Consider the following 22391-nt stretch of genomic DNA (forward strand, 5'->3'; position numbering starts at 1 on the left):
CCCGGGATCAACGCAGGAGGACGCCCCCGTCCGCACGGCCCCGGCGGTGCCGCCGCGTCAGCCCTTGGTGAGCTGCTGGAAGCGGATCATGTTGCCCGCCGGGTCGCGGAAGGCGCAGTCGCGGACGCCGTACGGCTGGTCGATCGGCTCCTGCAGGACCTCGGCGCCGGACTCGCGGATCTTCTCGAAGGTGGCGTCACAGTCCGGGGTGGCGAAGACGACGGCACGCAGCATGCCCTTCGCGAGCAGGTCGCTCAGCGCCGCCCGGTCCTCCGGGGAGGCGGTCGGGTCGGCGTTGACGGTCTCGAGGACGATGTTGACGTCCGGCTGCGACGACGGGCCCATGGTCAGCCAGCGGGCGCCCTCGTACCCGACGTCGTTGCGCAGTTCGAGGCCGATGACGTCCCGGTAGAAGGCGAGCGCCTCGTCGCCGTCGTCGACCGTGATGTAGCAGTAGTGAAGCGTGAGTTCCATGCCGATGACGCTACGGCCGGCGGTGTTCCCCACGCTTCTCGATTCCTGACCGGTCCGGCGGCCCGCATCCGATCCCCCCTTGGAGTAACGGGACCGGTAGGGTTGCGGCTCATGGTGGATCTCGCGCGCCGGCTCGGACTGGCGGCACTGCTCGCCGTCCTCGCCGCCTCCCCCGCGCACGCCGTCGCCGCGGCTTCCGGGCCCCTGGCGAAGGACGAGGTGACGATGGAGCTCCGCGAGAACGGCGTGCTCCACGTGAAGGAGACGGTCGCCCCCGCCGGCGGGACGGTGCGGCGCACGCCGCTCACCCGGACCCGCTTCGACGACGGCCACGACCGCGTCTACCGCATCTCCAACGTCAAGGGCGGCTCGTACGACGGGACGACCCTGACGTTCAAGGGCACGGTGGAGTACGACGTGACCGGCACCGTGACGCCCACGGCGTCGGGCGAGGAACTGCGGTGGTTCGCGGTGTCCGGCCCCGTGCAGGACGCGGTCGTCACCGTGACCGGCCCAGGCCGGGTGCAGAACCTGTCCTGCTTCGCGGGTGAGCTGAGCGCGGCCATCGCCTGCACCAGCGCCTCGGTCGAGGAGACCGGCACCACCTCCACGTTCGAACAGCAGGGCCTCGGGGAGGGCCAGACGCTCACGGTCGTCGTCGGCTACCCGAAGGGCGCGACGGGGGCCCGGCCGATCCTGGAGCGCAGGTTCGAGCTGTCCACCGCGTTCACGCTGAACGCGGTGACCGGCGGCTCGCTGGCGGCGCTGCTGGTGCTGCTGCTGGGCGGCGTGGGGCTTCTGTACTGGACGCGGGGCCGTGACGCCCGCGTGGTCGGCAGCGAGTCCGCCCCGATCAGCGGCCACCGCGACGGGCGCTTCAGCCCGCCGAACGACGTGCGCCCCGGGCAGATCGGCACGCTGTTCGACGAGCAGGCCGACGTGGTCGACGTGACCGCGACCATCGTGGACCTCGCCGTGCGCAACTACCTGCGGATCGACGAGCAGCCGCGCCAGACCTACGACACCCCCGACTGGTGCCTGGTCAAGCTGCCCGGCGCCCCGATCGGCCACCTGCTGCCGTACGAGCGCGCCCTCTACGACGCGATCTTCGACGGCCGCGACAGGGTGCTGCTGTCGGAGCTGCAGGGGTCGTTCGCCGCACGCCTGGCCACGGTGCGCGACGCGTTGTATCAGGACGTCATGGCGCAGGGCTGGTTCGCCCGGCGGCCCGACTCCACCCGATCCCGCTGGACGACCCTCGGCCTGGCCGTCGTCGCGCTCGGGGTGGTCGCCACCGTCCTGCTCGCCTGGTTCACGACGTACGGCCTGCTGGGACTCGCCCTGATCATCGCGGGGGCCGCGCTGGCCTTCGGCGCCCAGTACATGCCGGCCAAGACGGCCAAGGGCGCCGCGGCCCTGGCGCAAACGCTCGGGTTCCGCCAGTACCTCGCCGGGGCGAGCGTCGACGACGTCCCCGTCGGCCAGCGTGTGGAGCTGTTCTCCCGCTACCTGCCGTACGCGGTGATCTTCGACAGCGTGGACCGGTGGGCGCGGGTGGTCAGCGCGTTCAACGGCAACGGGCGGCAGACCGACTACCTGTACTGGTATCAGGGCCCGGCCGAGTGGGACCTGTCCAGGTTCGCCGACTCGATGCGGACGTTCGTCATGACCACCTCCGGGGCCATCTCGACCTCCCGCCAGTTCCGCTCCCTGTGAGCCTCATGGGTCGAGGGGGCGGTGACGCCGGTAGTGCCGGGCGACGCGGGCCCGGTTGCCGCATCGCGCCGCCGAGCACCAGCGCCGCCGCGGATTGGCGGGCAGGAACAGCATCACGCAGTCGTCGGCCGCGCACTCCCGCACGGTCGTGACCGCCGGGTCGGTCAGCAGCTCGGCGACCGCCTCGGCGAGCGCCGCCGCCGGCCGGGCGCCCGGCGGGCCGTCCCTGCGCGGCACGGCGGTCACGGCCGCGCCGTCCCAGGCCAGCTCGCGGATGGCGGGCGCCGCGCGCTGCGCGCTGTTGAGGCCGCGCAGCGCGTCCTCGGGCGGCCGCAGGCCCAGGCGCGCCTGATCGATCGCGGCCGCCGCGTGCTCACGCACCTCGTGCACCGCGTTCACCGCCGCGGCGAGGTCGTCGTCCGTCAACTGCGCCTCCCCGCCCTCCGGTAGCGCCCCGGCGAGCCGGCCGGCCTGCAGGCCCAGCCAGGCGCGCAGCCCTTCGACGGCGGCGATCAGGTCGACCGGGCCGTCCGGTGTGCGCGGCCGGGTGTTGACCAGGTCGAGGGCGAGCGGCTCCCCGGTCAGCGGGACCAGATCAATCATGATGCTAATGCTATCTCCATGGATTGACGCATTAGATCGCTAGGCGGTAGAACTAATGCGTCATCAGCACGAGGAGGCATTAGACATGACGCCGCTCACCGTTCCGCGCACGCTCCACCGGCACGTCGACGTCGGGGACGTTCGGGTCTTCTACCGGGAGTCGGTGCCGGAGGAGGGCGGCGACGACGCCCCCGTGATGCTGCTGCTGCACGGATTCCCATCCGCGTCACACCAGTTCCGCCGGCTCATCGACGTGCTCGGATCTCGCTACCGGCTGATCGCGCCCGACTACCCCGGCTTCGGGCACACCGAGGCGCCCGCGGGCTTCACCTACGGCTTCGACAACCTCGCCGACGTGATGGAGGGCTTCGTCGAACGGCTCGGACTGGCCCGGTTCGTCATGTACGTCTTCGACTTCGGCGCTCCGGTGGGATTCCGGCTGGCGACCCGGCACCCCGAGTGGATCGCCGGTCTCGTCGTGCAGAACGGCAACGCGTACGAGGAGGGCCTGTCGGACGGCGCCCGCGCCTTCATCGCGCTGCGCCCGGACGTCGAGGGCGACGAGGACAACGTGCGGGCGCTGCTGACGCTGGAGATGACCCGCGGCCAGTACGAAGGCGGCACGACCGATCCCCGGCTGGTGGCCCCGGACGGCTGGACCCTCGACCAGCACTTCCTCGACCTGCCGGGGCGCAAGGAGGCCCAGGTGGCGCTGGCCTTCGACTACCACACCAACGTGGAGCGCTACCCGCTCTGGCAGGCCTGGCTGCGCGAGCACCGGCCGCCGACGCTGATCACCTGGGGTCGCGACGACATGTTCTTCCCCGAGCCCGGGGCCCACGCCTACCTGCGCGACCTGCCCGACGCCGAACTGCACGTCCTCGACACCGGCCACTTCGCGCTGGAGGACCGACTCCCCGAGATCGCCCCCCTGATCGCCGCGTTCCTCGACCGCGTCTGGAAGTGACCGGCGGCCCTTAGCCGGCCCAGTTAGCCGGCACGGTCAGGCGGGACGGTCAGGCGGGACGGACGCGGACCTCGCCGACCGGGACCCCGCCGCCAAACAGCGGGGCGGTGGCCAGCCCGGCCAGCTCCGGGGCGTCGATCCCGGCGGCGCGCAGGGCGGCCACGGTGACCGGCACGCGGGCCCGGTCGCCGCCGTCCACGATCTTCACGGCGCCGGCCCGGCCCTCGGCGTCGGCGAAGGCGTCGAACGCCTCCGCGCCCGCCTTCACCAGCAGCCCGGGAACGGCCCGCATCAGCAGGGCCTCGGCCCGGGTCGTGCCGCTCGTCCACTCGGGATGCGCGCGCATCGCGTCGGCGACACGCCGCTCCGGCGTGCCCTCCTGGGCGAGCGTGAGAGCGCGGAAGGCGCGCGCGACCCCTGCCAGGGAGACGAAGAACAGCGGCGCGCCGCAGCCGTCCACGCCGGTCGCCGCCACCCGCTCCCCGGTCAGCTCCTCCACGGTGGCCCGGATGGCCCGCTGCAGCGGGTGGCCGGGATGGCGGTAGTCCTCGGTCGGCCAGCCGTTGACCACGCAGGTGGCGAGCATCGCCGCGTGCTTTCCCGAGCAGTTCATGAAGATCCGGCGGACGTCGCCCTGCTCCCGCAGAACCTGGTGGCGCGCCTCACGGTCGAGGGGCAGGTCCTCCGGGCACCGCAGGAAGGTCTCGTCCAGCCCCGCACCCGCGAGGATCTTCCGTACGCCGTCGATGTGGAAGGGCTCGCCACTGTGGCTCGCGGCGGCGAGCGCGAGCAGTTCGTTCTCGAGCGGCAGGCCCGCCCGCACCATCGCGAGCGCCTGCAGGGGCTTCATGGCCGAACGCGGCGAGGTCAGGCTCGACGTGTCCCCGCGCACCAGGACCGGGGCGCCCTCCGCCCCGATCACGTGCACGCGTGCGCGGTGCACCGACTCGACGAACCCCGACCGGACTACCTCGACGACCATCTCCGACATAACGGGCAGTCTATGAAGCTCACGGACGTGGCAGAATTCGGGGCCATGCGTGCGGTCGTACAGCGGGTCAGCTCCGCGTCCGTTGTGGTGGAGGGTCAGGTCGTCGGCGCGATCGACGAGCCCGGCCTGCTCGTGCTCGTGGGCGTCACCCACACCGACGGGCGGGCCGAGGCCGCCAGGCTCGCCGCCAAGCTGTGGGGACTGCGCATCCTGCACGGCGAGAAGTCCTGCTCCGACATCGGCGCGCCGCTGCTGGTGATCAGTCAGTTCACGTTGTACGGCGACGCGCGCAGGGGCCGCAGGCCCACCTGGCAGGCCGCGGCGCCCGGCCCGGTGGCCGAGCCTCTCGTGGAGGCCGTGGTGGCCGAGCTCCGGGCGCTCGGCGCGCGGGTGGAGACGGGTGTCTTCGGCGCCGACATGAAGGTCACCCTCACCAACGACGGCCCGATCACCCTCGTCCTGGACGTCTGACCGTCACGGTCTCCCCCCGCCTGCCATCATGATCGGATGCGGGAGGCCTGGAGCACGTGGGGACACGTCGTCATCGCGACCGTCTGCGCCGTTCCCGTGGCCGCTCTCGCCGTCCTGCTCCTCACCCGCCGCCGCGCCCGCCGGGGACATCCCGCTCCCCTCCGTACGGCCGTCGCGGACGTGGTCATGGTGGCCGGGACCGCACCCTGGATCTGGATGATCCTCACGCCGGGGACGGAGGAGGGCGTGCACGTCGTCCCCCTGGTGGACCTGGCGGGCCAGATCGCGCAGTTGTCCCCGGGAGCGGCGGTCGTGCAGATCGGCGGCAACCTCCTGGTCTTCGCCGCGCTCGGCGCGATGCTCCCGGTCCGCTCCGCGCGCTTCGTCTCGCTTCCCGCGGTGGCCGCCGTCGCGGCCACCGCCTCGCTCTGCGTCGAACTCCTCCAATACGGCCTGCGGCTCGGACGGGTGAGCTCCGTGGACGACGTGATCCTGAACGCGGCGGGCGCCGTGCTCGCGGCGCTCTGCACCCGGAGGTGGTGGGCCCGCCGTTAGACGCTCCCTAGCGGATGCGGCGGCGGAGGGCGGGGTCGATCGTCACGTTGCGCCCGGCGTCCGGCGGCACCACGACCTCCTGGCTCGCCGCGACGCCGCCGGCAAGCAGGTCGATGTCCACCGGCACCGTACGCTTCACGACCGCGAGGGCGATCGGGCCCAGCTCGTAATGGCGGGCCGCCGAGCCCACGAAGCCGATCTGCCCGGGCTCGGCGGAGCCCTCCACGGCGGCCTCCGGCTCGGCCTCGACCGGCGTGCCGACGCCAAGGGTCACCGGGGCGCCGTGCGGGGGCAGCTCGTCCACGCTGCCGTCGAGGTGCAGGAAGACCAGGCGGCGGGGCGGGTGGCCGAGGTTGTGGACGCGGGCGACCGTCTCCTGCCCCCGGTAGCACCCCTTGCTCAGGTGCACGGCCACGCCGATCCAGCCGATCTCGTGGGGAATCGTCTTGTGGTCGGTCTCGAACCCGAGCCTGGGCACGTGCGCGGCGATGCGCAGCGCCTCGTAGGCCCACAGACCGGCGGGACGCAGGCCCAGCTCGTCCGGGAGGCCGCCCAGCCGCTCACGCGGCACGAGCAGGTCGCCACCCACTACGACGGCCCCCTCCACGGTCGCGCCCGTCGCGGCGGCCCCTTCCACGGTCGCGTCGGTCGCGCCGGCGCTCGCGGCCGGAGGGGGCGGGGCGAGCGAGACCACCGCGTAGTCGGAGGTGACGTCGGCGACCTCGACGCGCAGCATGAACCGCATCTTCTCCAGGAAGGCGACCAGCTCGGCCGAGGTGCCCGGCTCCACGTGGGCCCACACGGCCTCGCCGTCGTCCACGAGCGTGAGGTGGTGCTCGACGCGGCCCTGGAGATCGAGCAGCAACGTCTGGGTGGGCGTGCCCGGCTGGAGCGTGTCGAGCTTCTGCGAGCTGAGGCTGTTGAGCCAGCTCAGCCGGTCGGGCCCGGTGATCCGCACGACCTCGCGGTTGCTCCGGTCGACGAGCGCCCGCCCGCCGGCGAGCGCGCGCTGCTCGGCGTAGGGATCGCCGTAGTGGGCCGCGACCGTCTCGTCCGGCGCATGCGCGGCCACCGCGCCGGATGTGTCAAGCAAAGGGCTCCGCATGCGCTCAAGGCTATTCGGTCCCGTAGGGCCGACGTGGCGGCGGCAGGCTCTGCTCGCCTGTGGACGACGCTCGGCCTGTGGACGACGCCTCAGAACGGCACGCGACGGACGGCGACCAGCGCCACGTCGTCCTCGCGGGCGCCGAAGGTGGCGATCAGCCGGTCGCAGAAGCCCTCCAGGTCGTCGCCGACGTCCTCGGCCTGCTGGCGGGCGACCTCCAGGCTCTCGTCCAGCAGTTTGTCGCGGTCCTCCACCAGCCCGTCGGTGAACAGCAGGACCGTGGCGTCCTCTGGCAGCCGGACCCGGTCCACCCGATAATCCTCGTGGGCCACGCCGAGCAGCAGGTTGCCGAACCTGTGGTAAACCGCTCCCTTCCCGGCCAGCAGCGGCGGGATATGCCCGGCGTTGACGATCTCACTCTCTCCCGTCGCGGGATCGATCAGCATCAGGCAGACGGTCGCCGTCATGCTGGGGTGATAGCGCCGCAGGACGGCGTTGAGCAGGCTCATCGACCGGGCGGGATCGACGGCGTCGATCACCGACGCCCGCAGCGCGTTGCGCAGCTCCGCCATCACGGTGGCGGCGTGCAGCGAGTGGCCCTGCACGTCGCCGAGCGCGACCAGGACCCGGTCGCCGAGGTGCAGGACCTCGTAGAAGTCGCCGCCCACCTCCACGTTGTCCACCGCCGGCTGGTAGCGCACGCTGATCCGCAGGCCGGGGATCCGGGGGATCTCGGCGGGCAGCAGGCTGCGCTGCAGCGTGAGCGCGATCGTGTGCTCCTCCGCGTACGCGCGGGCCGCGTCGACCGCCAGCGCCAGCGCCTGGCCGAGCTGCCGCAGCAGGCTCAGCTCCGCACCGTCGAGCGGCGATCCCGTCTCCACCCCGAGGAACACCGGCGGCCGGCCCGTCTTCGTACGGCACAGCACGCCCGACACGCGCGCGACCACGTCGCTGTCGGGGACGACGCGAGCCCAGGTCGCGTTGTCGATCTCGAACGTCTGTACTCCCGGGAACTCGCCGATCGAGATGGTGCTCAGCCGCTCCAGCGTGTCGGGATGGACCGGCCTGGCCGCCGCGCGCTCCCCCGGCCGGGCGGCGAACCTGCGCAGCCTCCCGTCCGGCGGGATGGCCAGCACCCGCGAGTAGCGCTCCAGCAGGCGGGAGCAGCCCTCGGCGGCCGCCGACAGGAGCCGTTCGAAGTCCTCCGCCTGGTTCATCTCCAGCGTGATCTCGGCTAGCTCGCTCAGCCTGGCCGCCATCCGCTCGGCACGCTGCCGCGCCCGGTAGTACCGCAGGGTCGCCCGTACCGTCGCGGCGAACTCGTCGGGCTGGATCGGCTCCGACAGGTACGCGTCGGCTCCGCGTTCCAGCCCCTCGGCCCGGTCGGCCGGGGTGACGGCGTTTCCGGACACCTGGATCACCGGGATCGCGGCGGTCTCCGGGTTCGCCTTGATCCTCTCGCACACCTCGATGCCGTCCACGTCGGGCATCCGTACGTCGAGGATGACGAGGTCGGGCTTGAGCGCGCCGACGATGGCCAGCGCCTCCTCGCCGCCGCCGGCCTCGACGACCCGGTGCCCGCCACGGCGCAACCAGCTCGCCAGGATGTAGCGCTTGGTGGGGATGTCGTCGACGACCAGCACCGTCGCCGCGGCGTCAATCATCGGCCCCACCCCCGTCGCCCTCCACATTCCCGGCCTTGTCGCGTACGGCCTCCCGGATCGCCTCCAGAAGCTGGTCCCTGCGCAGCCCGTGCTTCGACAGCACCGGGTGGGACGCCCCCGCCTGCTCGGACACCACCGACACGACCACCGCGGGGATGCCGTGCAGGCCCTCGTCCTCGGCCATTTCGTGCAGCAGCGCCGTGCCGTCCAGGCGCGGCATGAGCAGGTCGATCAGGACCACATCCGGGGGCCTGTCGCGCATCAGGCTCAGGGCCTCGATCCCGTCGGCCGCCTCGTCCACCTCGGCCGCGAACCCGAAGAGCATCCGCCGGGCCACCGCACGGAACCCCGCGTCGTCGTCGGCCACGAGCACCCGGTCCACCTCCGGGGTGGCAATCCGGTGCGGCACCCGCAGCGTGGCCGTGGTGCCCTCGCCCGGCCTGCTCGCCAGTTCCAGCGTGCCGCCGAGCGCCTCCGCCAGCCTCCGGGCGTACGGCAGGCCGAGGCCGGTGCCCTTCGCCTTGAGCTGCAGCGACCCGGGCACCTGGAAGAACTCCTCGAAAACGCGCTCCAGATGCTCGGGGGGAATGCCGATGCCGGTGTCGGTGACGGTGAAGACGACCTCGGCCATCGCGGGGTCCACGACGGCCGTCAGCCGCACCTCCCCATACTCGGTGAACTTCAGCGCGTTCGACAGCAGGTTGCGCAGGATGGTGGTCAGCATGGTCTCGTCGACGACCATCTCGCCGACCTCGTCCGACACGTCGACCGACAGCGTGACCCCGTCGGCCGGTCCGGCGGGCTGGAGCGTCATGCGCAGCTGCTCGGCCAGGGCCACCACGTCCACCATCGACGGCTGCGGGTCCAGCCGCCCGGACTCGGCCTTGGCCAGGTTGAGCAGCTCGCCCACCAGCGCCAGCAGGGTCTCCGCGGACCCGCCGATGAGGGTGATCTGGTGCTCCTGCTCCTCGCTGAGCGGCTCCGCGCCTGAGCCGAGCAGCAGCCGGACCAGCCCGATGATCGAGGTCAGCGGCAGCCGCAGCTCGTGGCTCACGCTGGCCCAGAACCGCTGCCTGGCCTCGGCCGCCTGCCGGAGCTGCGACGACTTCTCGTCCAGCTCGGCGTAGAGGGCCACGACGCCGCGGTTGGTCTCCTCCAGCTCGGCCGACAGCTGGTTGTACAGCGCTAGCACGCCCTGGTTGGTCTCGGCCAGCTCCGCGTTGAGCCGGAGCACCTCCTCCAGGGTGCCGGCCAGCTCCCTGTTCTGCTCACGCAGCACGTCCATGGCCGTAGTGGGAGGCGACAGGCGGGCCAGCTCCTCGCGGATGTCGTCGAGCGGCCGGCGTCTGCGGTGCTCGGGCGCCCGCTTCACCAGGGTGACGCGTCTGTCCTCGGCCGACAGCGCGATCTCGTCGACCATGCGGCCGGCCAGCTTCAGGCCCTCGCTCTGCCGCACGTCGGCGCCGTCGGGGTAGTCCACAGTGATGACCAGCCGGTCCTCACGCAGGTCGAAGACGACGGCGCTCCCGGCGCCCCGCGCCAGCGCCTCACGGCCGATCTCGCTGAGCGCCGTCGCCACCCGGATCTGGTCCTGGGATTCGAGCCCGACGAGTTCGGCGATCTGGCGGCCCAGCTGCCGTACGGCGAAGACGTCCTGGTCCCTGCGGATCTCCGCCCGGGTGAGCACCTCGCCCATCACTGCCCCTGTTTCACGGTCACGACGCAGGCGTCGTCCCTGCGGCTGCCCGCGTCGCGCAGCAGGGTCGCGCCCACCACGGCCGGGGAATGGGCGAACAGCCCGGGGAAAGAGGCGGGGTCCCAGCGGTCGGTGAGACCGTCGGAGTGGAGCACCACCGTGGCGTGCGGCGGCAGCGCGTACACGTACTGCTGGGGACGCCTGCCCTTGTGCCCGGCGATGCCGGGCAGCGAGATCATCCCCTGGCGGCCTTCGCCATGGGCGATCCAGCCCGAGATGTTGCCCAGCCCGGCGAACGTGACGCTCTCACGGCCGACCCGCACCACGGCGACCGCCCCGCCTCGCGTGTGACCCAGCCCCCGGTGCAGGCGTTCGAGGGCGGTGGCCGGAGGGGCGTGCGGATCCTCCATGAAGATCCGTACGGCCTCGCGAGAGGCGTGCGCGGCGAGACCGCCGTGACCGAGCCCGTCGCAGACGAGCACGCTGATCGCGTCGCCGTCGTCGGCGAAGGCGAAGGCGTCGCCGCACACGCTCTCCTCGCCGATGGGGCGGCGCAGCCCGCTCACCCGCAGCGGCGGGCCGGGCAGGCCGTGCGGGGTGAAGTGCAGGACCAGCACGGTTCCCCTGCCGGGCACCGAGTAGACGTCCCAGCCGGTGGCCATGCGGGCGATCGCGCCGAGGCCGATGCCGAGCGTGCCCGAGGTGGAGTAGCCGTCCCGCAGGGCGCGGGCGAGGTCGGCGATCCCGGGACCCCTGTCGACGGACACGAGTTCGACCACGCCCGGCTGCTCCAGGTGGGGGCGTACGAGCACGGCGCCCTCCACCGCGTGCTTGACCAGGTTCGAGACCGCCTCGGTCACCGCCACCGCGACCTGGCCGGTGCGGTTCTGGTCGAACCCGGAGGCCGTGGCCAGCGCGACGGCCGTCCTGCGCACCGCGCCGATCACACTCGGATCGGCGGTGCGGACCCAGACGTCCTCGTGCCGGTGCGTCATCGTCGTGTCACCGCGCCCACTTAATCACCGCGCCCACTCAATCACCGCGCCCACTCAATCACCGGGCCCACTTGGTCACCGTCACGCGGGTGCCCTCGCCGGGAGCGGACGCGAGGTCGAACTCGTCCACGAGCCGCCGCGATCCGCTCAGCCCGAGTCCCAGCCCCCCGGCGGTGCTCCAGCCCTCCGTCATCGCCTGATCGATGTCCGGGATGCCCGGACCCTCGTCGCTGAAGACGAGCCGCAGCCCGGGCCGCCGCCCGCCTTCCAGCACCTCGATCAGCACCCGGCCGCCCCCGGCGTGCACAAGGACGTTTCTGGCCAGTTCGCTGGCCGCGGTAACGATCTTCGTCTGGTCGACCAGGGAGAGCCCTATCTCGGCCGCGAGGCTTCTGACCTGCTGACGCACTATCACGACGTCACCGTTGGTGGCGATGGGCAACTCCCGGGGCACGCTCACCCCGCGGCGCCCCTGACATGCCCCAGCATCGCGACGCCCTTCTCCAGGTTGAGGGCCGTGCGCACGCCGCCGAGCGACAGCCCCAGTTCGACCAGTGTGATCGCCACAGCGGGACGCATGCCGACCACCACGGTCTCGGCGTCGAGCATGCGGGTCATCGCGGCGATCGTGGACAGCATCCGGCCGATGAAGGAATCGACGATCTCCACGGCCGTGATGTCGATGATCACCCCTCGTGCTCCCGAGGAGACCACCGTGTCTGCCAGGTCCTCCTGCAGGGCCAGCACGCTCTGGTCGTCGAGGTCGATCTGGATCGAGACGATCAGGATGTCGCCGAGCTTGAGAATCGGCACACGTTCCATCAGGCGCGCTCCGCCCTGACCGCGACCCTCGTCAGCGCGGCGCCCGTGATCTCCACACCGCTCCGCCTCAGCGCGTACGACAGCGCGTCGGCCAGCGAGGCCTTGGTGACGATGTCGCCGAATTCGATGCCCAGCGTGACGATCGTGTGCGCGATCTGCGGGCGGATTCCGGAGATCACGCATTCCGCGCCCATCAGGCGGGCCGCGACGACGGTCTTGAGCAGGTGCTGGGCGACCTGCGTGTCAACGGCGGGCACGCCGGTGATGTCGATGACCGCGTGCTCCGAGCCCGTGTCGACCAGGGTCTGGAGCAGCTTCTCCATGACGACCTGGGTGCGGGCCGAGTCGAGCGTGCCGACGAGCGGCACGGCGACGATGCCCTCCCACAGCTTCACCACCGGCGTCGACAGCTCAAGCAGTTGCTCGGCCTGGTCGAAGATGATCCTCTCGCGAGCGGCGGAGTAGGTCTCAAAGGTGTACAGGCCGAGGTCGTCGATGAGCCGGGAGAACCACACGAACCCGCGCAGCGTGTCCGGGCCGCCGTCGGTCTCGGCGACCTCGTACAGCGCCTCCTTGAGCGAGAACACGAGCCGCGCGGTGTCGGAGGGCGTGTGCCCCTGGCGGACGCGAGCGCGGGAGAGCTCGGCGAGCAGCCCGCGTACGTCGGCGAAGTCTCCGTCCTCGCCGCTGAGCGCCGTGCTCAACGCCTGGTAGAGGTCACGGAGTTCGCCGGGAGACGCTCCGGACAATTGGGTCCACCGCTGGAGCAGCCGCTCCTCGCTGGACAGAAAGAGTTCAACTATGCGCCGCCTGGCGGCCTCCGCAGGAACGGTCACCATCATCTCCTGACGATCGGCGTGGTGCGCCACTCGTCACGCTACCGGCCCCGGGGCATAGCTCTCAAAAGGGGACAAGATAGTCAAAGTCGGCATTTGCGGCAATGGCCAAAGACGGTGAGATGGCGGACGTCGGTGGCGAAGCCCAGTTCGGTGTCGAGGGCCGAGACGAGGCCGTCCACCAGCCCGGGGGCGACCTCGGTGACCTCCCCGCAGCCCCGGCAGACGAGGTGGACGTGGTCGGCCTCGGAGGCGAGGTGATAGGTGGGAGCCCCGTGGCCGAGATGGGTGTGCGTGACCAGCCCGAGCTCCTCCAGGAGCTCAAGCGTCCGGTAGACGGTCGAGATGTTGACGCCCCTCGCCGTCTGCTGCACCCGGGAGCAGATGTCCTCAGGCGTGGCATGTCCCAGCTCGGTCACCGCTTCCAGCACGAGCTGGCGCTGGGGAGTGATCCGGTAGCCGCGGGCCCGCAGCTCCTCGTGCCAAGTCTCGGCCATGCCCAGAGTGTAAGTCGTGCCCGCCGAAACATGCCCTGCGTCGGCCACTCCCTCGTCGCCTCCGGGGGACATCTCCTCGGCTGTCGCGGGAGGGGCGCGAACTTCGACGGATTAATCGTTTGCCCGCGCGTGGATCGCTCGCATAGCGTGAAGGCACGCAGAAGGGAGGTGGTCCAAACAATGGTTGATCATTCTTGGGCTAGCGAGGTGGCTGTCCGCTAGGACGCGTCCATCTGGACCTTCCGTCTGGATGTCGTACGACGTCCTGGCGAATCCTCGACAGACACCGGAACCCCGGGCAGCCGGCGGCCGCGGACGACTCCCGTCCCGGCCATGGTCCAGCCGGCCCGCCTCGTCAGGAGGCGGAGCGCGCCCGGGGTTCTTTCTTTTCCTCTATTCCTCGAAGTCGCCGACCCGCTTGAGCTCCGCCGAGGCGTGCGACTGCAGCGGGTGCCCCAACGCCGCCATGTCGTAGGCGTACATGAGGTTGCCGTTGACCAGGCCGTAGAGCCGGTGGCCCGCGTTGTACTCCTTGGCCGTCGTGGTCCGCGCGACCACGTCCGTATACAGCTCGATCTTGTGGAAGACGACCTCCCCCACATAGATCTCCACGATGCCGGTCGGGTGCGCGAGGCACACCTCGACCTGGCGCTCGGACTGGATCCGCCAGAACCCCGTCTCCGTGGACAGAGGCCGGACCTTGTTGCCCTCGGCGTCGAGCAGCCACGTGCGGCTCTGATAGGTCAGGAACGGCTTCCCGTTGTGCCCGAAGACGATCTCCTGGCCGAAGTTGGCGCTCTCCATGGTGGGATAGCCGATCACCCCGGCCCCCTCCCAGCGGCCCAGGAGGAAGGCGATCGGCTTGAGGTCGGGATGTACGTCCATGAAGACGAGCTTAGAGGCGCGCGAGCGGCCCCTCGCACCACGTGCGGCATGCACGGATTGCCCAACTTGTACGGCACGTGGCAGCGCGGCTCCGACCCCGGCGGACTAGGCTCTCAGTGCCGCGACCGCCGAGATTTGCCCGGACGGAGCGGTGTCCAGAGTGGTGCATCGCAAGGCGGAGGAGGAGCTCGTAGCCGGAGGCTACGGGCGACGACGAGAACGCAGCGAGGTGCCGCTCTGGGCGACGCGACGGGGCAAAGATCGGCGGGAGGGGCACGGACATGGCACGATCACTGGTGATCAAGGTGACGGCTGGGGCGGACGCCCCGGAGCGCTGCAACCAGGCGTTCACGGTCGCGGCGGCCGCGCTGGCGAGCGGTGTCCCGGTCTCGCTGTGGCTGACCGGCGAGTCCTCGTGGTTCGCGCTGCCGGGACGGGCCAAGGAGTTCGCCCTGGCCGAGGCCGCCCCGCTGGAGGACATGCTCGGCGCCGTGCTCGCCGCGGGCAGGGTCACGCTGTGCACGCAGTGCGCCGCCCGCAGGGGCATCACCGTGGACGACGTGATCGACGGCGTGCGCATCGCCGGGGCCCCCACGTTCGTCGAGGAGGCCCTGGGCGAGGGCGTGCAGGCGTTGATCTACTGACCGGTCAGCTCGGCAGCACCGCGCGCAGGCGCTCGTCGCGCAACGCCTGATACCAGCCGTCGTCGATCGCGGGCAGCGGGCCGGTCACCCAGCTCAGCAACAGGTCGGCCAGCGCGGGGTTGCGGGCGAGCGCAGGCCCGTGCAGGTAGGTGCCGATGACGCGGCCCGCGTAGCAGCCCTCCGTGCCGTCGCCGTTGCCGGTGCCGACGATGGTCCGCGAAAGCGGGCGCACGCCGGGGCCGAGCCTGGTCACGCCCATGTGGTTCTCGAAGCCCGTCAGCGTGGGCAGCCCCAGGGCCGGGTCCACCTCGGCGGCCAGCTCGCCGACCGCGCGCCGCTCGCCCCGCCCCGAGCTGATGTCCAGCAGCCCGACACCGGGCACCGGCTGCCCCTCCTCGCCGCCGAACACCGTGCCCATGATCTGGTAACCGGCGCAGACCGCCAGCATGGCCGCGCCGCGCTGGATCGCGGCGTGCAGGCCGCCGTCGCGGCGCAGCCGCTCGGCCCCGAGGATCTGCGGCCGGTCCTCGCCGCCGCCGATCAGGTAGACGTCGCCCTGCTGCGGCACGGGGTCGGACGACCGTACGTGGACGGTCCTGGTCGGGATGCCCCGAGCCCGGGCCCGCTGCTCCAGCACCAGGACGTTGCCCTGGTCCCCGTACGTGCTGAGAAGGTCGGGATAGATCCAGACGATGGACAATTCAGACTGCACGGCCGAACTCCGCTCGGATCTGCTGGAACGCGGTGTAGTTGGCGATCACGTCGATCTTGCCGGGCGCGAGGAGGCCCACCGCCTGCTCGAACGAGTCGCAGAGCTGGAAGGGGACCCCGGCCACGGCCAGCCGCAGCGCGAGGTCGAGGCGGCGCTCGCCGGTGACGAGGACGGGCCTGCCGCGCAGGATCCGGTAGTCGACGTCCCACAGCCAGGAGGTGTCGCGGCCGTCCGGCCCCTGCGCGTTGACCGACAGGATGATCGGCAGCGCCGGGTCGGCGACGTCGAACGCCTCCAGCCAGCCGGCCGGGTTCTTGGCCAGCAGCAGCCGCAGCGACCGGCCGTCCCTCTCGACGGTCGTGTAACGCCCGGCGACGGAGGTGACCGTACGCAGCCTGGGCAGCGCCCGGCCGGGGTCGAGGCCGAGGGTCTCGGCGACCGCCAGCGCGACGGCGGCGTTCGCCCGGTTGGCCTGGCCGGGAAGCTGGACGTCCAGACGCCAGTGCTGGCCCCGGGGGTCGGTCACGTACTCGCCGTCGAGCACCCAGCTGGGCTCGGGCCGGTGGAAGGTGCACTCACGGCACGCCCAGTTCGTATCGGCCATCTGGGCCGGGGTGAGGCCCTGACCGCCGTTGCCGAACCCGGCGCGGTCGAGCGGGCCGCCGCACTCGGGGCAGCACCAGGAGTCCTCGCGCCAGCGCTGCCCCGCCGCCACCCAGGTGACCCGGGCGGCGGTGGACGCGCCCCAGGTGACCAGCGGGTCGTCGCAGTTGGCGATCACGTGCGCGGGCCTGCCGGCGAGGGCGCGGCGCCACTTCTGGGCCAGCAGCCAGATCTCCGCCGCCCGGTCCATCTGGTCGCGGCTCAGGTTCATGAGGCAGACGATGCCGGCGTGGGTCGTGTCGAGGACCTCGGGAAGGTACTTCTCGTCGACCTCCAGCACGCCGTACGGCGCGTCCTTGTTGGAGGCGAGCGCCGACACGTGCCCGGCGGGCATGTTGGCGCCGAACGCGTTCGTCGCCACGTCGCCGAGCTCCTGCAGCGCCGAGGTGATCAGACGCGTCGTCGTGGTCTTGCCGTTCGTGGCGCTGACCAGGACGAGCTTGCGGTCGGCCGCGAGCTTGCGCAGCAGGTCGGGCTCCAGCATGAGGCCGACCCTGCCGCCGATCACCGAGCCGTCGCCACGCCCGGTGGCCCTGGACAGCGTCGCGGCCGTGCGGCCCAGGGCGCTGGCGAGCTGCGCCCGCAACGGAAGCTGACTCATGCCGCGATCCTAGTCGGCCGCGTGGATGTCACGATCCGAAGGACAGCTCCGCGGGGGTGTCGCCGTCGAACGGCAGGACGAACCGGCGCGGCCAGGACAGCACGGTCTCCAGCCAGCCCGCGCTCATCGTCTGGGCCACGTACTTGACCCGCTCGCGCGGCTCGACCCCGATGGCGACCGTCGTCACGTCACGCTGGATGCCCTCGTGCTCGTCGTCGCCCAGGATGACCCGCCAGGCCAGCGCGCGGTTGCGGTCCACCTCCATCGACAGCGGGTGGTGGCGCAGCGCCTTGGCGCGGTGACCGAGCAGCTCGGTGCGCACGCCGACCGCGACCCCGCCCTCGGCCGGCTCGGAGCCGTTGACCCCCTGGTGGGGGTACGGCCGGCCGGCGGGATCGGTGCCGAACAGCGGATACTCCATCGCCGGGGCCGGGGTGCGCAGGTTGGGCGCGGGATGCCCGAACGGGAACAGCCGGTCCACCTCGTGTAGCCAGCGGACCTGCGGAATCACCCAGGCCGCGCCCGGCCGCTCGCCCGCCCGCATCGGCGGCTCGCTCTCCGGGCCGTCCGCCTGGCCCGCCGCCAGCAACCCGGCGGCGACCTCGGCGGCCTTCTCGGTGAGCAGCGCGGGGTCGAACCACGTCCGCAGCGACCAGGCGCGGCGCGCGACCGACCGCTCGACCAGCGTGGCCAGCAGGCACTCGCGCCGCTTGGCCGGCAGCTCCGCCCAGATGTCGGCGAGCACGCGCGGCACGCCCGGCAGCGACCGGTTCGTCACGAACGCCAGGACGACCGTGTCGGTCCAGATCCGCAGCCACGCCCACTCCGGGGCCACCGCGAGCAGGTCGGCCTCGCGCAGCTCGACCAGCGTGCACGCCTTCCCCGTACGGCACTCGCGCCCACAGGCGGCCGAGCGGCGCCCGCAGATCGGCGGCACCGGGCCGAGCGTCCCGCGCTCGCGGTCCTCGCCCAGCGGCACCTGGACGCGCAGCGGGCGGTCCATGCCATCGGCGAACACCGCGGCGAAGCCCGGCTGGAGCGACACCACCTGGCGCGACTGGTCCTCGCTCAGGTTCATCGCCGCGCCGACGAGCGCGCGGTCGTCCTCGGCCGGGAGCCGGTGCACGACCTTGAGCGCGGTGTTCTTCACCACGTCGGAGACGAGCTTGGTGGGGATCTGCTCGGCCACGATGATGCCCTCGCCGTACGCCCTGATCTCGGCGAGCATCCCGGCCAGCAGCTCGACGGCGTGGGTGGAGGCCCGCTGGGAACCCCGGTCGCGCAGCAGCCGGTGGGCCTCCTCGATGACGATGACGTGCCGCAGGCCGCCGACGCCGTCCTCGGCCCGCGGTTCGGAGCGGGCGCGCATCCGCAGGTGCTCGACGATGCGGATGATGAGCGTGCCCATGAGGAACGCCTTGTCCTCGTCGTTGGCCACGTCCTCGATCGCGAGCACGACGTTGCGCTGGAGCAGGCCGCCGATGTCGGCCGGGTGGCCGCCCTCGAAGAACCGGCCCGCGCTGCCGACGCGCAGGCTGCGCAGTCGCAGGCTGATGAAGCCCTCGACGTCGGCCTGGACCTCGTTGCCGTACCCGATCTCCTGGATGACCTCAAGCGCGTGCTGCTGGAGCTGCTCCAGGGTCGGTACGGCCGGCTGCACGGCGGCCCCGGGGATGCCACCACCGGTGACCACGTCCCAGCCGTTGGCCTCGTAGACGCGCTGCAGCGCCAGCGACATGATCTGCGGGAACGGCTCCTCGGCGTCGAAGGCCGCCATGAACAGCGCCCTGACCATGTCGATGTGGGCCTGCACGGGGTAGCCGGGCTCGGGCGCGAGCGGGTTGACGCTGATCGGCACGTTGTCGGGCGCCGAGGGGTTGATGACGGTCAGCGGCGCCAGGTGCTCGACCCGGCCGGCCATCGCGGCGTACTCCGACTTGGCCGGCTCGATCGCCAGCCACGGGATGCCCGCCTTGGTGAGCTGCTCCAGCAGGTGACGCACGGTCTGTGACTTGCCCGAGCCGGTGGCGCCGGTGACGAAGGCGTGGCGGTTCAGCGTGGTCAGCGGCACCCGGAACGTTCCGACGGCGCGGTCCTGCCCGTCGACGATCGCGCCGAGGTCGACGGTCTCCACCGAGCCCTCGACCTCGGTCTCGCTCGTCACGTCGAAGAAGCCCGCGTCGAGCACCCGGACGCCCGGCACCTCGCGGTGCGGCAGCCCGGCGAGCGCGGCCAGCGCCCCGGCCGTCGCCGCGAACGGCGCCGCCGCGCCGTCGGCCGAGTCCTGCAGGTTGACGGCCAGCGCTTCGCCGAAGCCGTACACCGACTCGCAGGTGCCGTCGCCGGTCAGGGCGGGCAGCGACATCGCGCTGCGCAGCCGGTAGGGGTGGTGGCTCATCTCGACCGAGCCGACCAGCACCGGCGCGATCTGGCGCAGTTCGTCGGGGCCGGCCGCGCCGGCGAGCACCCGGACGTTCCACAGGCCGGCCTCGCGGAAGGCGTCCAGCTCCTGCATCCTGCGCTCGGCCCGCTCGGCGTCGAACCGCGACCGCTCCGAGGCGTCGCCATACTGGCGCAGCACGTTGAGCTGGGTGCGCAGGTGGGCCACCTCGGCGTCGAGCAGGTCGGTCGGCTCCGCGACCACCACCCACGCGAACGGCCGGGACATGAGCGTGACCAGCGTCGACTCGAACAGCGTGGGCCGCTTGGGCTCGTCGGGCTCCGGCTCGCGCCTGCCGTAGAGCGGCGGGGCCTGGCGGCCGGGGCACGGCGTCCAGACGAGGTCGGCGAGGTCGGCCAGCCACTCGTCGCCGATCTCCACGCCGCGCGCGCCGCCAGGGAACAGCAGCGGCTGCGGGCCGGTGACCGGCGGCTCGGGAGCAGCCGCCGCGCGCCGCGGCGGCTTGGGCGGCGTGAGCGGTCCCGCGTTGGTGATGAGCTCCAGCGGCGCGCCCGAACCCCGCGACAGCCAGCCGATGACGAACGGCCGGTTGCGCTGCGCGGCGGACAGGACCGCGGGGAGCACCGTGACGAAGTCCCACTCCGCGGACGAACTACGCGATGGGGCCGTGATCGCCTGAATCCGGTACCACGGCCCGCTCAGGGGGAACGTCTGCATGAGACCCCTCAGTTGACGACGAACAGGGGAGAGACTCCTTCAACGATCATGCCCGCACACCCCGGTTGACGATGCCCTTACCGACTGCGGACGGTGTCATGGGCGCATACGACGTTTCGGGAGCGGTCATGACCGCTTGCGCCAGTCCAGGCGGGGCGGCGGCGGGCCGACCGTGAGCAAGCGCAGCGGGGGCACATCGGGCAGCGGACGCAGGCATGCTCATGACCGCTTGCGCCAGTCCAGGCGGGGCGGCGGCGGGCCGACCGTGAGCAAGCGCAGCGGGGGCACATCGGGCAGCGGACGCAGGCATGCTCATGACCGCTTGCGCCAGTCCAGGCGGGGCGGCGGCGGGCCGAGGTTCGGGGGCACATCGGGCAGCACACGCTCCTCCGGCTCCGGCTCGGGCTCCGGGGGCGCGAGGGCGGCCCGGCGGATCTCCTCGAACTCCCCCAGCGTCGTCTTCGGGAAGGTGAGTATCGCCGGGTTCGCGTCCGCGAGGCGCACCTGGCGTCCCTCCGCCGTCGAGTAGGTGACGATCACGGAGGTCGTGGGGAGCTGCTGGAGCTGGTGCGGCTCGACCAGGAACTCCCGCGACCGCTGCAGGACCCCGTCGGCGACGGTGGGCGCGCGCCGCCCCCACTCGGTCGACTCGGTGATGTCCTCCCGCAGGTCGCCCTCGCTCTTCTCCTCCCCCTCCGTACGGCTCTCGCCGACGGTGGAGGTGTAGAAGCCGCTGGGGCCGTTGACCGCCGAACTGAACGTCTCGGTGAGCTGGGCGAGCTCCAGGCGGTGCTCGGTGCCGACGTGCTCGCTGGCCACCCGGGCGTCCTCGGCGTTGCCCAGGCGCATGAACGCGACCGCCGCGTGCCCGCGGCCGAGCCGCTCCCGCACGGTCGGGGTGAGGCTGCGGTAGGTCAGCACGAGCCCGGTGCGCGAGGTCTCGCAGGCGTCCATGAGCCGGTCGAGCACGTCGCCGCGCAGCTTGTCCGCGCCCGCCACGATGATCGTGTGATACCAGGGCCGCTCGCTGGCCGGCGACTGGCGCAGGATGTGCGTGAGCGCGGTCGCGACGTAGGTCCCGAGCACCCGGTTGCCGAAGACCCCCGCCTGCCGGTCCATGCTGACGACCCGCAGCCGCGCGGGCGGCAGCCGTACGGCCTGCGAGCCGAGCGTCTCCAGCTTGCGCAGCTGCGATTCCAGCGCCCAGGCCCGCTCGATGACCACCCGGTCGGCCACGCCCCGGCCGAACAGCGTGCCGATGCGTTCGAGCTGCGACGCCGTGAGCAGGCCGCCCTTCATGTCGTCGCGCGGGTCGCCCACCTGCGCGAGCGCCCGCAGGGCGGCGGTGACCTGGCTGATCGTCGCGTTCTCGCCCAGGACCTCGAGCACGCGCTCCAGGATCGCGTTGTCGAAGCCGATGTCCCTGCTGGTCTCCTCGCTGACGCTCACCACGTGGGCGAGCACGTCGGCGAACGCCTCGGGCTTGAGCGTCGCGCCCAGGTCGAGCCGGGGCAGGTCCACCGGGAGCACCCAGACGAGCGGGTCGTCCCCGCCCCTGCGCGCCAGCTCGATGAGGTCCTTGGCGATCGCGCCCTCCGACAGGTCGAGCACGGTCAGGTGGCCGCCGCTGTAGAGCCGGGTCGCGCCGATCAGCGTGACCAGCGCCGACCAGCCGGTCAGCGTGCCCCCGGCCACGTCGACCCGGTCGATGTCGTCGGGCACGGCCACGGAATACCAGGTGATCTGCCTGTCGAAGCGGTTCTTCTTCTCGGCCCAGTCGCGGTATTTCGCGGCGTGCTCCTCCTGGGCCGTGACGATCTCCCGCTGTCGGCGCTCCTGCTCCCGCAGCGCCTTGCGGCGGCGCTCGTCGAGCCGCTCGTTGACCGTACGGTCGCCCTGCCGGATGGCGTAGGTGCAGATGGCGGCCACGCCGCCCGCGGCCACCAGGCCCAGCGCCACGAACGACCAGGTGAGCAGGCCGGTCACGCCGAGGACGAGGATCCCCGCGGCCACCACGGCCATGAACGTACGGAAGATCCGGACCGGTCGGTTGAGCAGATCCTTCTGGAGCCGCTCCCGGTGGACCCACTCGGTGTCCACCGGAGGCTCGGTGACGTCCTCCCTGGCCGGTCGCTTCGGCGGCGGCCCGGGATCCGGGTACAGCAGCGCGTACTGCCAGCCCAGGTAGATCCGATCCGCCTGCAACTGGGCATGCTCGGGGTGCGGGTCGCCCACGGGCCCTCCATGTCCGCCTCCGTCACAGCGTAGGAGCTGGAAGCCCTGTCAGGGCGCGCTTCTCGCCATTCGGACGTATTTCCACGCGGGGTGCCGAACCATTGCGACCAATGGGGCAAGTGTGGTCGTACTACCATCGCT

General features: G+C 72.1%; 21 protein-coding genes. 5 read left to right on the plus strand and 16 right to left on the minus strand.

Translation table 11 applies throughout. From position 1 onward, the window contains the following. Positions 1 to 57 precede the first annotated feature (57 nt). Positions 58 to 474 carry a VOC family protein gene (locus ACQEVJ_RS40190; protein WP_433109930.1) on the minus strand — a complete coding sequence of 139 codons (417 nt, stop codon included), beginning with the start codon at positions 472 to 474 and terminating at the stop codon, positions 58 to 60. A gap of 111 nt (positions 475 to 585) precedes the next feature. Here ACQEVJ_RS40190 and ACQEVJ_RS40195 point away from each other — a divergent pair, with 111 nt between their 5' ends. After that, positions 586 to 2190 (plus strand): DUF2207 domain-containing protein, encoded by a 1605-nt coding sequence (locus ACQEVJ_RS40195; RefSeq protein ID WP_433109932.1) that lies wholly within the window; start codon positions 586 to 588, stop codon positions 2188 to 2190. Between the two features lie 3 nt (positions 2191 to 2193). On the opposite strand, the gene ACQEVJ_RS40200 is transcribed toward ACQEVJ_RS40195, so the two are convergent. Next, positions 2194 to 2793, minus strand: coding sequence for a CGNR zinc finger domain-containing protein (locus ACQEVJ_RS40200; RefSeq protein WP_433109934.1), 600 nt, complete (start codon positions 2791 to 2793; stop codon positions 2194 to 2196). 85 nt (positions 2794 to 2878) lie between these two features. On the opposite strand from ACQEVJ_RS40200, the gene ACQEVJ_RS40205 reads away from it, so the two are divergent. Then, on the plus strand, positions 2879 to 3760 hold the full coding sequence (locus ACQEVJ_RS40205) for an alpha/beta fold hydrolase (RefSeq protein WP_433109936.1): 882 nt from the start codon (positions 2879 to 2881) through the stop codon (positions 3758 to 3760). Between the two features lie 49 nt (positions 3761 to 3809). On the opposite strand, the gene ACQEVJ_RS40210 is transcribed toward ACQEVJ_RS40205, so the two are convergent. Beyond that, the gene (locus tag ACQEVJ_RS40210; RefSeq protein WP_433109938.1) at positions 3810 to 4751 is read right to left on the minus strand and encodes an asparaginase; all 942 of its coding nucleotides are present in this window, start codon (positions 4749 to 4751) and stop codon (positions 3810 to 3812) included. A 45-nt stretch (positions 4752 to 4796) separates the two neighbouring features. Here ACQEVJ_RS40210 and dtd point away from each other — a divergent pair, with 45 nt between their 5' ends. Continuing rightward, on the plus strand, positions 4797 to 5222 hold the full coding sequence (dtd, locus tag ACQEVJ_RS40215; protein ID WP_079316195.1) for a D-aminoacyl-tRNA deacylase: 426 nt from the start codon (positions 4797 to 4799) through the stop codon (positions 5220 to 5222). Between the two features lie 36 nt (positions 5223 to 5258). Continuing rightward, a complete protein-coding gene (locus ACQEVJ_RS40220; protein ID WP_433109941.1) occupies positions 5259 to 5777 on the plus strand; it encodes a VanZ family protein in 519 nt (172 codons plus the stop codon). Positions 5778 to 5784: 7 nt separating this feature from the next. Here ACQEVJ_RS40220 and ACQEVJ_RS40225 read toward each other — a convergent pair whose 3' ends face one another. From ACQEVJ_RS40225 to ACQEVJ_RS40265, 9 genes are all read right to left on the minus strand, one after another. Then, complete coding sequence (locus tag ACQEVJ_RS40225) at positions 5785 to 6882, minus strand: YgfZ/GcvT domain-containing protein (protein ID WP_433109943.1); 1098 nt, start codon at positions 6880 to 6882, stop codon at positions 5785 to 5787. Positions 6883 to 6971: 89 nt separating this feature from the next. After that, positions 6972 to 8546, minus strand: coding sequence for a SpoIIE family protein phosphatase (locus ACQEVJ_RS40230; RefSeq protein ID WP_433109945.1), 1575 nt, complete (start codon positions 8544 to 8546; stop codon positions 6972 to 6974). Next, positions 8539 to 10242 (minus strand): ATP-binding response regulator, encoded by a 1704-nt coding sequence (locus ACQEVJ_RS40235; protein WP_433109947.1) that lies wholly within the window; start codon positions 10240 to 10242, stop codon positions 8539 to 8541. The genes ACQEVJ_RS40230 and ACQEVJ_RS40235 overlap by 8 nt, the downstream gene beginning before the upstream one ends. Next, positions 10242 to 11237 carry an ATP-binding protein gene (locus tag ACQEVJ_RS40240; RefSeq protein ID WP_433109949.1) on the minus strand — a complete coding sequence of 332 codons (996 nt, stop codon included), beginning with the start codon at positions 11235 to 11237 and terminating at the stop codon, positions 10242 to 10244. Before ACQEVJ_RS40240 ends, ACQEVJ_RS40235 begins: the two co-directional genes overlap by 1 nt. A 58-nt stretch (positions 11238 to 11295) precedes the next feature. Beyond that, positions 11296 to 11697, minus strand: a complete 402-nt coding sequence (locus ACQEVJ_RS40245) for an anti-sigma regulatory factor (RefSeq protein WP_433109951.1) — start codon at positions 11695 to 11697, stop codon at positions 11296 to 11298. Then, positions 11694 to 12059 (minus strand): STAS domain-containing protein, encoded by a 366-nt coding sequence (locus ACQEVJ_RS40250; protein ID WP_433109953.1) that lies wholly within the window; start codon positions 12057 to 12059, stop codon positions 11694 to 11696. Before ACQEVJ_RS40250 ends, ACQEVJ_RS40245 begins: the two co-directional genes overlap by 4 nt. Next, positions 12059 to 12898: an STAS domain-containing protein gene (locus ACQEVJ_RS40255; protein ID WP_433113224.1), complete on the minus strand. Its 840-nt coding sequence runs from the start codon at positions 12896 to 12898 to the stop codon at positions 12059 to 12061. Before ACQEVJ_RS40255 ends, ACQEVJ_RS40250 begins: the two co-directional genes overlap by 1 nt. Positions 12899 to 12978: 80 nt before the next feature. Continuing rightward, positions 12979 to 13392 (minus strand): Fur family transcriptional regulator, encoded by a 414-nt coding sequence (locus ACQEVJ_RS40260; protein ID WP_433109955.1) that lies wholly within the window; start codon positions 13390 to 13392, stop codon positions 12979 to 12981. Positions 13393 to 13785: 393 nt separating this feature from the next. Continuing rightward, positions 13786 to 14277: an FABP family protein gene (locus ACQEVJ_RS40265; protein ID WP_433109957.1), complete on the minus strand. Its 492-nt coding sequence runs from the start codon at positions 14275 to 14277 to the stop codon at positions 13786 to 13788. A 281-nt stretch (positions 14278 to 14558) separates the two neighbouring features. On the opposite strand from ACQEVJ_RS40265, the gene ACQEVJ_RS40270 reads away from it, so the two are divergent. Further along, a complete protein-coding gene (locus ACQEVJ_RS40270) occupies positions 14559 to 14921 on the plus strand; it encodes a DsrE family protein (RefSeq protein WP_433109959.1) in 363 nt (120 codons plus the stop codon). A gap of 4 nt (positions 14922 to 14925) precedes the next feature. Here the strand turns inward: ACQEVJ_RS40270 and ACQEVJ_RS40275 are convergent, their stop codons facing one another. The 4 genes from ACQEVJ_RS40275 to ACQEVJ_RS40290 all read right to left on the minus strand — a co-directional run bounded on the left by ACQEVJ_RS40275 (position 14926) and on the right by ACQEVJ_RS40290 (position 22250). Beyond that, positions 14926 to 15633: a type 1 glutamine amidotransferase gene (locus tag ACQEVJ_RS40275; protein ID WP_433109961.1), complete on the minus strand. Its 708-nt coding sequence runs from the start codon at positions 15631 to 15633 to the stop codon at positions 14926 to 14928. Further along, a complete protein-coding gene (locus ACQEVJ_RS40280) occupies positions 15623 to 16897 on the minus strand; it encodes a MurT ligase domain-containing protein (RefSeq protein ID WP_433109963.1) in 1275 nt (424 codons plus the stop codon). The genes ACQEVJ_RS40275 and ACQEVJ_RS40280 overlap by 11 nt, the downstream gene beginning before the upstream one ends. 28 nt (positions 16898 to 16925) lie before the next feature. Continuing rightward, positions 16926 to 20015: an ATP-binding protein gene (locus ACQEVJ_RS40285; RefSeq protein WP_433109965.1), complete on the minus strand. Its 3090-nt coding sequence runs from the start codon at positions 20013 to 20015 to the stop codon at positions 16926 to 16928. Positions 20016 to 20327: 312 nt separating this feature from the next. Continuing rightward, positions 20328 to 22250 carry a hypothetical protein gene (locus ACQEVJ_RS40290; protein WP_433109967.1) on the minus strand — a complete coding sequence of 641 codons (1923 nt, stop codon included), beginning with the start codon at positions 22248 to 22250 and terminating at the stop codon, positions 20328 to 20330. Between the last annotated feature and the right edge of the window lie 141 nt (positions 22251 to 22391).

Origin of the sequence: Microbispora sp. CA-102843 (assembly GCF_050936215.1) — a bacterium.
GTDB lineage: Bacteria > Actinomycetota > Actinomycetes > Streptosporangiales > Streptosporangiaceae > Microbispora.